Here is an 11,488-nt window from a genome sequence, read left to right as displayed (position 1 = left end):
TAAAAAACAAAAAAAGGATATCGCTATTGAAGCAATACCCTTCCTATGAAATGGAATTCAAACTAACCTAGGGCGTGTCCTCAATTCAATTGATAGCAATCTAAATGAGCTAAAAATGGTTAAATCTTGCCAAACATCGTCAAATAGCTAGGTAATATCTCGATATTATCTGCACTATTTTCCTTGTTTGACTGCAATTTACCTCATTTTTATCACCATTTTTAAAATGAGGACACGCCCTAGTAAAAACCACCACTCTCACGGTTACGATGCAACAGTGCTAAACATATTTTAAGACTTATTCAGCAGGTTTTTCTGTCGGCTCAGTAGTGACCGTTGAGCTTGACGCTGGAATCGCAAAATATTTTTGATTGATTTTATCGTAAGTGCCATCCGCTTTAATATTGACCAATGACTTATTAATTTTTGCTTGCAATGCATCGCCTGGACGCACCGCGATGGCAAAATTATCATTGATGTCAATCTCTTGACCTTTGAGCGCATACTGACTGCCTGAGGTGGAGCCAAGCCATTCTAGCGCTGGCAGCTTATCAGACACCATCGCATCAACACGATTCGAGCCCAAATCCAAAAACGCATTACTTAGCGTGTCATAAAGCTTCATGTCAGCATTTGGATAAACCTTTTCTAACCACTGCGAAGAAATGGTCGAGCGCTGAGTGGCAATAGAATGCGCATTGATATCATCGCTATTACTGGGATCGAAGCTGCTGTCTTTTTTTGCCAAAAACACCAAGGTATTGCTAAAGTACGGCTCTGTAAAGCTGACTTGTTGCTCACGCTCAGGCGTCACCGACATAGCGGCCACAATCGCATCATACTTACCCGCTTTTAGACCCGGGATGATACCGTCCCAATCTTGCGCCGTGATTTCACACGTTACCTTCATATCGGCACAGATAGCGTTGGCAATATCAACATCAAAACCACCAAGGGTGCCATCCGCATTGGTATAGTTGAAGGGGGCATAAGCGCCTTCGGTACCAATACGTAACACATCACCCGTCGCTGCGGTCTCAGCGGCGTCTGGGCTGACATCATTATTTGCATCATTTTGACCATTGCTACACCCTGCTAAGGTTAAAAGCGCCGCCATCGCAAGCAAGGGCGCTGAAAAACGTCGCGCCTTGATGCCATTGATAACGGATGCGTTCGTGATTGCACGGTGTTGGTCAAAATGGTTGTTCATGATCATCCTTGGGGTTTGTGAGTAAAATAACACTCATCTCTATGAGTGAATATCGCCATACGTGACAGCCATATCAGCCGAGCACAGAGATGAGCTATGATATTAGTTAGTCGCCGCTTCAGCTGATTCTTCTTTCACTTCAACAGCATCATCACCTTCAACCACCATCACTTCTTTTACGTCGGTGGTTGCCACGGCTTTTTGCGCAGCAGCGGTAGAGCTGGTGCCAAAATAGCTGCCTGTGATTTGGTCATAAGTACCGTTTTCTTTTAATTCAGCCAACGCTTTATTGAACTTAGCGACCAATGGATCGCCTTTACGAAGTGCGATACCCATGGCATCTTCGTCGGTGCTGATTTCTTGTCCTTTCACTTCATAGTCTTTACCAGCATCCGTTTTTAGCCAATCGATGCCAGTGACTTTATCGGACATCATTGCCCGTACGCGACCTGAAGTCAGATCCAGATATGCATTGTCTTGGGTATCATAAAGCTTGATATCAGCATCTGCATGTTCATCCTGCAAGTACTGTGAAGCGACGGTTGAGCGCTGTGAGGCAATGGGCTGACCTTTTAATGCATCGACGCGAATGTCATCACCTTTTTTACCAATTAAGATAATGCCGGTGTGAAAGTACGGGTCAGTGAATTCAACCACTTCTTTACGCTCAGGCGTGATCGACATACCTGCGATAATTGCATCGAATTTTTGGGCATTTAGACCAGGAATGAGACCATCCCAATCTTGTGAGATGACTTCACATTTTGCTTTCATTTGTGCACACAGAGCGTCGACCAGCTCAATCTCATAACCAATTAACTTGCCATCAGCATCGGTATAACTGAACGGCTTATAGCTTGATTCGGTGGCAATTTTTATGTTCATAGGTGCATCGGCTGTGGTGTCAGCTGCCGCACCATCTTCAGGCGTGGCGCTATTATTACAACCAGCCAGCATAAGCATCGCGGCACTTAATGGCGCAAGCCAAAACGCCTTGGTTTTTAATGATGATGTCATTGATATTGTCATGTTTGCTATTCCTTCATTTTTCAATCAGAAGATTATTGACCAAAGTTCGCTTGCTCAAGACGTGCCAGCTCACCGTTACTACGGATTTCGCTGAGTGCTTTATTAAAGTCGTCTCTGAGTGCGTCACCTTTACGAACAGCAATGGCAATATTGTCGTCATTGTCAATTTCGTCACCAACGATACCAAAGCCTTCAGGGTTGTCTGCCAACCATGATTTGGCAGAGACTTTTTCCGCCAATACCGCATCGCTACGACCAGACTTTAGATCCAGATAAGCATTGTCATAATTGTCATACAACTGCACAGTATTGCCGTCTTTGCCTTCATAGTTATCTTGTAAATAAGCGCCAGGCGTGGTTGAACGTTGACCACCAAGTGTCAAATCTTTGATCGCCATAGGATCAAAACTGCCTTTGGTATCGGTCAGCCAAACCATCGTATTGGCAAAGTAAGGCTCGGTAAAGTCGACTTTTTCTTGACGCTCAGGCGTAATAGACATACCCGCAATCACTGCATCATATTTTTGTGCTAAAAGACCCGGAATAATACCATCCCAATCTTGAGCGACGATTTCACATTTGGCTTGCATCTGTTTACACAAGGCATTGGCAACATCAATATCGTAGCCTGCCAAGCTGCCATCAGCATTGGTGTAGTTAAAAGGAGGGTAAGCACCTTCAGTCGCGATACGAATGGTCTTGCCAGCCGTTTCTGCTGCAGTGGCGTCAGTGTTGCTATCAGTAGTTTCATTAGCCGGTTGACTACAGGCGCTCAGCATCAATGCGGCGGTAACGGTCATCGATGACCACAATAGGCGAGAATTCGACATCATACATTCCTTAAATTCTGATGGGTTTTTAATGTAGGGTTCTGATATTTTGTTCTCTGACGTCCCTGCCAGACAAGCAATATAGATAGCAGAATACACAAGCAGCCGTCATTATCGACCACCTGTAAACCTTTTGATAATACCTGAGTAAAATATCAAAAACAAACGTTTTACATACCGACTGTTATTAACGAGTAATAAACGGTCAACGCTGCTTACTAAGCAGTAATTTTATGCTTAAAATAAAATGACGATAGGGTGGTAAGAATATTACCACCCCATTTTTGCATATAAAACGGATACTAAATACGAGGCTAGTTCTGACGATGCGATGCCATAAAGTCTTTGACACGCTCAGAGGTAGGATTATCAAAAACTTGCTCGGGCGTGCCAATCTCTTCAATCACGCCTTGATGCAAGAACACCACTTTGCTTGATACTTCTCTCGCAAAACGCATCTCATGGGTGACGATAAGCATAGTACGCCCCTCTTCTGCCAACTCACGCATGACGGCGAGCACTTCATTGACCAGCTCAGGATCTAAGGCTGAGGTTGGCTCATCGAATAGCAGCACTTGTGGCTGCATGGCAAGCGCACGGGCAATAGCGACACGCTGACGCTGACCACCAGATAAATTCGCTGGATAGGCGTCTTTCTTATCAAGCAAACCGACTTTATCAAGCAGCTTTTCAGCATCGCTAATGGCTTGATCTTTTTTAATCTTTAAAACCTGCGTTGGTCCTTCGATGATGTTTTGCAAAATCGTTTTGTGCGGCCATAAGTTAAAGTTTTGGAAGACAAAACCCACGCGCGCGCGCAAGTTTTCCAATTGCTTAATATCGACCGCTTGCAGCTCACCTGACTTAGCAGGCTTGAGCATCAGCTCATCATTACCGATAATAATACGACCTTGATTGGGCTTTTCAAGCAAATTAATGCAGCGCAGCAAGGTAGATTTACCTGAGCCTGATGAGCCCAAAATAGAGATGACATCACCGTCATATGCGGTAAGGGACACCCCTTTTAGCACTGCCAATGAGCCATAGCTTTTATGGACGTCTTGTAAATCTAAGGCGATAGGCCGAGTCGGATCTTTTGCAATATCAAGCATGGTTCAGCAGACTTCCAATAAATATGAGTGAAAACACGAATAAAAATAAATAAAAAATAGCGGCATAGGCAGCATAAATAGTATCAGCATCAATCATAGCATTATTGTGATAAGGCAATGATTCGTGACACAAATAGAAAAAATGTCACATTGTCTCTTATTACACAGCAAAAAGGCAAATCCTGTATTGAACCAGATGCTCAATCAGTGGTAATTAAATATTAATAAGCCACTAAATAGCTAACACAAAAAAGCCCAGACTGTATTTACAGCGCTGAGCCTTATTTTATCACTTTCGTGTACTGGGCGTAGTTTTATCTGATTATCTAGTTTTATTCGCTTATATCATCAACTAATGATAACCAGTTAATCAAGATAGCGATTTAATACGTCGAGACATGTTCTTCGCTCTCAGTACCATCTAGCACTTCGGCGTCATCTGCTGTTGCCACCGCCACATCGTCATTATTACCCACTGCCATGCCATCATCGGCGCTAGCAACTGCAATATCATCACCTTCGCCTGCTGTCGCAACACCAGTAGCTTCATCCTCTACCGCTGTTTGTTCATCAACGGCTGGAGCAGTTTCCATAGGGGCTTCCTCTTTCTTACCGCAAGCGCCCAATGTCAATGCCGCGGCAACCAAACCAACTGTCAGCCAGCTTTTACGCGTGGTGTTGTCGATAGTGTCATTTCTAATAGCCATTTTTATTCTCCATCATTATTTCATTTATTGAATTGTATTTGAAGAGCAACCATTCATACATGAATGTCTGCCCTTTAATTGCTTTTTGATGCACCGTTAAGCTCTACTATACGTATGATTAATGCTAGCTACCTTAGTAGTTACAACGCAGTTCTGTTAAAACCACGTAACCGAAAGCTTGTGTTTTTGCTTTCTCTAAAACGGTGCTTGTATCATGAAATGGCAAAGACTCAGTAATGGTAAAGTCAGTAAAATGACGCGACGACCATGCTCATAAACGCTATGTAAAGTAGGCACTGTTCACAAAATCATCTTTACTATCGCCTCAATCTACTCTATGTTAAATAGCATAATACCTGACAGGTATCAAAATCATCTTTTTGCCACATTTTCGCCTTTTTGGGCGCTTTCATTTGCTTAAAATATTTATAACATAAGGAAAATAATTTATGAGTCAATCGAATACCACAGACGTTACTGCCTATATGCAAGCTGTCGGCAAACAAGCACGAGCGGCTTCTCGTGTGCTGGCTGCGGCAAACACTGGTGACAAAAACTCAGCATTAATGGCGATTCATAATGTGTTAAAAGAGGCCAAATCAGATATTTTGGCCGCCAATAAAATCGATATGGATAATGGACAAAGCAACGATTTAGAAGCAGCCTTACTGGATCGCTTAGAGCTAAATGATGCCCGCTTTGACGGCATGCTCCAAGGGTTAAAAGACGTCGCCTCATTACCAGACCCTATCGGCGAAGTCACCGACATGACCTATCAGCCATCAGGGATTCATTTAGGTAAAATGCGGGTGCCGCTCGGCGTGGTCGGCATGATTTATGAGTCGCGCCCTAATGTGACCTTAGAAGCGGCTTCATTGGCGCTAAAATCAGGCAACGCTATTATCTTGCGCGGCGGCTCTGAAGCGTTTGAATCCAACCAAGCGATTGCCAAGTGTATCTTGGAAGGACTACAAAAAGTCGGGCTGTCTGAGCACAGTGTGCAAGTATTACAAACGACAGATCGTGCTGCTGTCGGCGAGCTGATCACCATGACAGATTATGTCGATGTCATTGTCCCACGTGGTGGCAAAGGATTGATTGAACGTATCAGCCGTGATGCTCGTGTTCCTGTCATCAAGCATTTAGATGGCAACTGCCATACCTTTATCGATAGCGATGCAGATGCCGAAATCGCCATCAAGGTCAGCGTCAATGCAAAAACCCATCGCTACGGTACGTGTAATACCATGGAGACGCTATTGATCGACGAATCAGTTGCGGGTGAGCTATTACCTAAGATTGCCGAAGCCATCATCACCGCTGATGATGCGATGCAACTGCGCCTTGATGATAAGTCGCAAGCCATCTTAAATGACAATGCTAAGCTTGCTGGACATCTGTCTGCGGCCACTGCTGAGGATTGGGATACCGAATATTTAGCGCCTATCTTAGCGGTAAAAGTTTTGTCAGGTATTGACGAAGCCATTGAACATATCAACACTCATGGCAGCCATCATACCGACGTTATCATTACCGACAACTATACCAAGTCGCAACGCTTCATCCGTGAAGTCGACTCGGCGAGCGTCATGATTAACGCCTCTAGCCGTTTTGCCGATGGCTTTGAGTATGGATTGGGTGCCGAGATTGGCATCTCGACCGATAAAATCCATGCTCGTGGTCCAGTAGGACTTGAAGGTCTCACCTCACAAAAATGGATCGTGTATGGTCATGGTGAGACTCGCGCCTAACGTCTTATCGCTTAGCCTATCATCCACTCTCTCATTTAACGTATAATCCACAAAAAAACGCCAGCTCAATTGCTGGCGTTTTTTAGTAGTGTCAGATATGTTATATATGCGGTATTAAAACTATGTATATGATAGAAGTCATGCGGCACGATAACAAAACATGCGATAGGAAAGTGGGCTTATGCAGAGTGGTAAAATCAAGCACTGGAATTCAGATAAAGGCTATGGCTTTATCGATGTAGACAACCAAAGTGAAGACGTGTTTTTTCATGTGAGTAAAGTGCGATTATCACAGCCGATAACCATCGGTCAAAGCGTCTATTTTAATAGTGAGCGTAATGATAAAAACCAACTACGAGCCACTGAAGTCACTTCCAACGAATTGAGTATTTTAGCCACTCCAAACTCAAATATAACCAATCACTATTCAAATACTAACAGCCGAAACAACTCTACTGATAATAACAAAAACTCGCGACACACTACCCGTGACAATCGCCATAGTCAGCGTGGCAACCAAAACAAGAGAAGCTTAGGATCTACCCTATTTAGTTTGATTGCTCTTATTGCCGTCGCTGTTTACTTTTTTGGTGATTTGTCGTCTGGGTTTTTGACCGATAGTATTGACCCAACGACGGTATCACAAACCTCATCAGAGGCACATCCAGCAAAGACAAGCGGCGTCACGGGCGATGCTCAGATAGACAATACCATTGCCCTTGTTCAACGAGGCGGGCCATTTCCTTATCCTCATAAAGATGGCACGACATTTTATAATCGTGAGGGAGTATTGCCCACGCAGTCACAAGGCTACTACCGCGAATATACCGTGCCGACCCCTGGCGTGTCACATCGCGGTGCACGGCGTATCGTCACAGGTGGTCATCCGCCGACTGTGTATTACTTGACCGTTGATCACTATGATAGCTTTCGCAGACTGGACGTAAAATAATATGAGTAAAGCCATCCACTATATTAATCTGGGTTTTGGCCAAGATATTAACCAAAAAACTACAGCACTAAATGCTAGCATGCCCGCTCAGACTGTTAACATACCGGTAGACGAGATACTTAATAAAACCACATTATTAACAAACTTAGCCAATGCCTGTGATTTTCCCAGCTATTTTTCACATAACTGGGATAGCGCATGGGACTGTTTAACGGACAGCGAAGTGACTCACCTGATGCTGAATCTAACAGCGGTGAAAAAAATAAACACCGAAGATTTTAATGTTTTCAAAAGCATCATTGAAGATGCCTACAGAGATTTTGGCAAGCCGCAATTATGGGTTATTATGCCGTCCGTGGATGATGCCTAGTCGCCAATCACCACACAAACCTGAATTCGAGATAAAACCATATTTATCCCGAATTCAGGTTAATTTATTTTTATAGAAAGGATTAATATATGGAAATTACCCTAAACGGCTATTACACGCTGATACTAGCCACTCTAGTGCTGCTGCTTGGGCGCTTTTTGGTCAAGAAAATTAAATTCTTAGAAGATTTTAATATTCCAGAGCCTGTTGCTGGTGGTTTGGTCGCGGCAATAGTGGTCTATATTCTAAATATCATTTGGGGATATAGCTTTAACTTTCATCAAGGATTACAGACGGCGACCATGCTGATGTTTTTTGCCTCTATTGGTTTGAGTGCTGATTTTAGTAGACTCAAAGCCGGTGGTACGCCATTGTTGATTTTTACCATCGTTGTGTCCGTTTTTATCGTCTTGCAAGATGTCGTTGGTGTGGCCATGGCAAGCGCGTTGGGACTTGATCCACTACTTGGATTAGTGACAGGTTCTATCGCTCTGACTGGTGGTCACGGTACGGCAGGCGCTTGGGGTATCACCTTGGAGCAAGATTACGGTGTGGTCGGTGCAACGACACTTGGTATCGCTGTTGCCACCTATGGCTTAGTCGCTGGTGGTATCATTGGTGGTCCTGTTGCCCGTCGTCTGATTCAAAAGCTGGGGTTAAAACCAACACCCGCCAATCCCAATCCTAGTGACATCGAAAAAGTCGCTGGTGCGCAGTCGCTTTATAGCACCAAACATGATGAAGATTCGGCGAGTAGCAATAAAGAAATTTTCGAAAGACCTGACAGCATGCGCTTTATCACCGCCTCTTCTACTATTGAGACATTGGCATTGTTTGCCGCAGCGTTGGCCTTCGCCGATGTCATGACGCTTGTTGCGCAAGGCACGTGGTTTGAGCTACCTACCTTCGTTTGGGCGTTGGCAGGTGGTGTGATTATTCGTAATGTCTTAACCACAATCTTTAATTTTGATATGTTTGATCGCTCTATCGACGTATTTGGTAACGCTTCTTTGAGTCTGTTCTTAGCCATGGCGCTGCTGTCATTGAAGCTATGGCAGCTGACTGATTTGGCAGGCCCTGTGTTGATTATCTTATTGGTACAGACGGTCATTATGGTTGTTTATGTCTATTTCATAACCTTTAAGGTGATGGGTAAAGACTATGATGCAGCGGTCTTGTCAGCTGGACATTGTGGTTTCGGTATGGGTGCGACGCCAACGGCGATTGCCAATATGCAGGCGGTCACGGATCGCTATCTGCCTTCGCCTAAGGCGTTTTTGATTGTGCCAATGGTTGGTGCATTCTTTGTCGATATCGTCAACGCGACGATCTTGCAGATATTTACTAAACTGCCGTTTATGTAATTTTATAAGCAATAAAGTCGAATTAACCTGAATAAGGCTGGGCTACGCTATCGTAACCCAGCCTTTTTTATTGGTTATTCAACCTTCCTATAAAGGTATGATTGAACTAAGCTAGATCATTACCTAGTATTGAGAGAATGATATGAGTAAAGACAAACTTGTCAAGTTATCGAAGGAAGAGGAAGAAGCGCTGTTAGATAATTTGAGAGATTATATGAGCGAAGAGTTTGATTTGGATATCGGTAATTTGCCTGCCAAGTTCTTATTCGATTTTATGGTGGACTTGATCGGCTCTAAAATATATAACCAAGCCATCGATGATGCTGAACCTTGGTTATATGAGAGATTTATGGGCATATTAGAAGACAGTCATGCGCTGAAGAAGGATTAGTTTGATTAAGGCTGAACCTTAATAGAGAAAAGCCTTAATGATTTGACTATCTAAGCAGAGATAAGAAACTAAGTACAATTAAAACCTAAACAGTTAATATATTTGCTTTCTTACTATCGCTCTAGCTGATATTCTACGGCGATACTAGAAAGCCATTTTAAGTATATAGTAGGCTATAACATAATAAAATATGAATGCTATCATTCTTATGACTCAACTCCTAGAATAATTTCTAATTATAAATAAGAAGGTTAAATTATGGAAGCTAATGGATATACCGCTTGGAACATCGGTACTGAAGATACACCATGCTATGTGACAGTTATGGAAGCCAGTAAAATTTTCAATATTTCAAAAGTTTCTAGAGTAGATCAAGATAGTGAAAAAGGTTATCAGCGAGTTTTAAGCGAAAAGAGAGCCAATGATATTGCTCAATATCTTAATGACGGAAACATTATACCTGGTTCAATAATTCTTAGTGCACAAGAAGGTTTTCATGTTAGTTATAATAAGCAAAGTATGCAATTAGAATTAGAACCCAATAGCAGCTCTCTTTTTGTAATTGATGGACAACATAGACTGTGGGGTGCAAGTAAATGCGAACAAGAAATATACCTACCTGTCTGTATTTTTACTAACTTAGAATTAAAACAAGAAGTTCAGTATTTTTTAGATATAAACTCTAATCAGAAGGGTGTACCAAAAACACTTAGAATTGAATTATTAAAATTTTTATCAGAGCCCGACTCAACAGATGAGGTTCTTAGTAGACTATTTAACGACCTTGGTAATGACGCAAGCTCAGCACTTTTCAATAAAATATCTCCTACGAAGTCAATAGTTGGAAAAATTTCACATGTACCTTTTAGAGCCTCTATAGAACCACTGATTGAAAGCTATATACTTAATAAATTTGATTATGAGTCTAAAAAAACACTATTGGTTAACTATCTAAATGCGGTTGAAAACACTTTAATTAAAATTGAAGATGATCCTAAACGTCTAACTAGTTCAGCTTTTTTTCAAGCTATTTTCAAGATATTTGAGGCTATATGTGAATACTCAATGGCCTATTTTAAAAATTATAAGCAAAGCTCATTTGAAGAGATTTTATCAGGTATAGCTATTATTGACTTTGAAAAGCATCAGGGGTCAAATCAACAAGCTATTAATTCGCTTGCCCAAGAGATGAAAGTATTAGTTGAGCTACATGCTTCTAAACTTAATGCACCTGAAGACCTATTTTAAATATGATTGGACATGAAATTGCTAATTTAGTCTTGAAAAAAGTTCAAGTAACAGAGTCTTTTTCCTGTAATTCTACAAATAAACCATTTGCAAAAGATACGGTTAAAAATTTCTTAGTCGATAAGGTTGAGATTCATGATTATGAAATAGAGAATAACCATAGTTTTTCAATTGAGGTTACTTCTAATAGCTATAGTCATGCATTAATATCTGACTATTACTTTTGTAATGAAAGGATCAGGCAACAAAAAGAAAGTATAGATCATTTGGTACAAGCTAAATCACAAGTTGCATGGATACTAGTTAGCGTTTATTACTGTAGCTTTTTCTTAGCTAATGAAATATCTAAACTTTATGGAAGTTTTATAGTAAATTTTTCAAGAGAGGATATGGAATATATCCTGAGTCACTCTCAATACGATAAACCACATGAATTTAATGAAAAAATTGATGATTACAATAATTCTTATATAGCCAATCCCACTTAAAATTGTTATAAACTAATTATCAAACCTAATTGCTAT

12 protein-coding genes are annotated in these 11,488 nt (G+C 41.8%); 7 read left to right on the top strand and 5 right to left on the bottom strand.

Features of this window, described 5'->3' with window-relative positions; translation table 11 throughout:
• Window positions 1-298: 298 nt before the first annotated feature.
• The 5 genes from I3252_RS07870 to I3252_RS07850 all read right to left on the bottom strand — a co-directional run bounded on the left by I3252_RS07870 (window position 299) and on the right by I3252_RS07850 (window position 4,888).
• Window positions 299-1,210 carry an ABC transporter substrate-binding protein gene (locus I3252_RS07870; RefSeq protein WP_238034794.1) on the bottom strand — a complete coding sequence of 304 codons (912 nt, stop codon included), beginning with the start codon at window positions 1,208-1,210 and terminating at the stop codon, window positions 299-301.
• 102 nt (window positions 1,211-1,312) lie between these two features.
• Window positions 1,313-2,239: a transporter substrate-binding domain-containing protein gene (locus I3252_RS07865; protein ID WP_238034793.1), complete on the bottom strand. Its 927-nt coding sequence runs from the start codon at window positions 2,237-2,239 to the stop codon at window positions 1,313-1,315.
• A gap of 32 nt (window positions 2,240-2,271) precedes the next feature.
• On the bottom strand, window positions 2,272-3,072 hold the full coding sequence (locus I3252_RS07860) for a transporter substrate-binding domain-containing protein (protein ID WP_238034792.1): 801 nt from the start codon (window positions 3,070-3,072) through the stop codon (window positions 2,272-2,274).
• A gap of 311 nt (window positions 3,073-3,383) precedes the next feature.
• Entirely contained in the window at window positions 3,384-4,181 is a 798-nt protein-coding gene (locus I3252_RS07855; protein ID WP_045443533.1) for an ATP-binding cassette domain-containing protein, read from the bottom strand.
• Window positions 4,182-4,564: 383 nt separating this feature from the next.
• Window positions 4,565-4,888, bottom strand: coding sequence for a hypothetical protein (locus I3252_RS07850; protein ID WP_238034791.1), 324 nt, complete (start codon window positions 4,886-4,888; stop codon window positions 4,565-4,567).
• Between the two features lie 449 nt (window positions 4,889-5,337).
• Here I3252_RS07850 and I3252_RS07845 point away from each other — a divergent pair, with 449 nt between their 5' ends.
• From I3252_RS07845 to I3252_RS07815, 7 genes are all read left to right on the top strand, one after another.
• Window positions 5,338-6,639, top strand: a complete 1,302-nt coding sequence (locus I3252_RS07845) for a glutamate-5-semialdehyde dehydrogenase (protein ID WP_238034790.1) — start codon at window positions 5,338-5,340, stop codon at window positions 6,637-6,639.
• Window positions 6,640-6,820: 181 nt separating this feature from the next.
• Complete coding sequence (locus I3252_RS07840) at window positions 6,821-7,591, top strand: ribonuclease domain-containing protein (protein ID WP_201552734.1); 771 nt, start codon at window positions 6,821-6,823, stop codon at window positions 7,589-7,591.
• A 1-nt stretch (window position 7,592) separates the two neighbouring features.
• Window positions 7,593-7,961: a barstar family protein gene (locus I3252_RS07835; protein WP_201552726.1), complete on the top strand. Its 369-nt coding sequence runs from the start codon at window positions 7,593-7,595 to the stop codon at window positions 7,959-7,961.
• A gap of 89 nt (window positions 7,962-8,050) precedes the next feature.
• Complete coding sequence (gltS, locus tag I3252_RS07830; protein WP_045453577.1) at window positions 8,051-9,325, top strand: sodium/glutamate symporter; 1,275 nt, start codon at window positions 8,051-8,053, stop codon at window positions 9,323-9,325.
• A gap of 142 nt (window positions 9,326-9,467) precedes the next feature.
• Window positions 9,468-9,716, top strand: coding sequence for a DUF2164 domain-containing protein (locus tag I3252_RS07825; protein ID WP_201552724.1), 249 nt, complete (start codon window positions 9,468-9,470; stop codon window positions 9,714-9,716).
• 258 nt (window positions 9,717-9,974) lie between these two features.
• Window positions 9,975-10,964 (top strand): DGQHR domain-containing protein, encoded by a 990-nt coding sequence (locus tag I3252_RS07820; protein ID WP_201552722.1) that lies wholly within the window; start codon window positions 9,975-9,977, stop codon window positions 10,962-10,964.
• Window positions 10,965-10,966: 2 nt separating this feature from the next.
• A complete protein-coding gene (locus I3252_RS07815) occupies window positions 10,967-11,452 on the top strand; it encodes a hypothetical protein (RefSeq protein WP_238034789.1) in 486 nt (161 codons plus the stop codon).
• Window positions 11,453-11,488: the final 36 nt, after the last annotated feature.

Source organism: Psychrobacter sp. Ps4, from assembly GCF_022129285.1.
Taxonomy (GTDB): Bacteria; Pseudomonadota; Gammaproteobacteria; order Pseudomonadales; family Moraxellaceae; genus Psychrobacter; species Psychrobacter immobilis_A.
This window is presented reverse-complemented; position numbering and strand designations above follow the sequence as displayed.

Excerpts from the sequence above, each read along its gene's own strand:
- I3252_RS07835 (WP_201552726.1), top strand. The coding sequence starts at position 7,593 with ATGAGTAAAGCCATCCACTATATTAATCTGGGTTTTGGCCAAGATATT.
- I3252_RS07820 (WP_201552722.1), top strand. The coding sequence starts at position 9,975 with ATGGAAGCTAATGGATATACCGCTTGGAACATCGGTACTGAAGATACA.
- I3252_RS07855 (WP_045443533.1), bottom strand. The coding sequence starts at position 4,181 with ATGCTTGATATTGCAAAAGATCCGACTCGGCCTATCGCCTTAGATTTA.
- I3252_RS07860 (WP_238034792.1), bottom strand. The coding sequence starts at position 3,072 with ATGATGTCGAATTCTCGCCTATTGTGGTCATCGATGACCGTTACCGCC.
- I3252_RS07815 (WP_238034789.1), top strand. The coding sequence starts at position 10,967 with ATGATTGGACATGAAATTGCTAATTTAGTCTTGAAAAAAGTTCAAGTA.
- I3252_RS07850 (WP_238034791.1), bottom strand. The coding sequence starts at position 4,888 with ATGGCTATTAGAAATGACACTATCGACAACACCACGCGTAAAAGCTGG.
- I3252_RS07825 (WP_201552724.1), top strand. The coding sequence starts at position 9,468 with ATGAGTAAAGACAAACTTGTCAAGTTATCGAAGGAAGAGGAAGAAGCG.
- I3252_RS07870 (WP_238034794.1), bottom strand. The coding sequence starts at position 1,210 with ATGAACAACCATTTTGACCAACACCGTGCAATCACGAACGCATCCGTT.
- I3252_RS07840 (WP_201552734.1), top strand. The coding sequence starts at position 6,821 with ATGCAGAGTGGTAAAATCAAGCACTGGAATTCAGATAAAGGCTATGGC.
- gltS (WP_045453577.1), top strand. The coding sequence starts at position 8,051 with ATGGAAATTACCCTAAACGGCTATTACACGCTGATACTAGCCACTCTA.
- I3252_RS07845 (WP_238034790.1), top strand. The coding sequence starts at position 5,338 with ATGAGTCAATCGAATACCACAGACGTTACTGCCTATATGCAAGCTGTC.
- I3252_RS07865 (WP_238034793.1), bottom strand. The coding sequence starts at position 2,239 with ATGACAATATCAATGACATCATCATTAAAAACCAAGGCGTTTTGGCTT.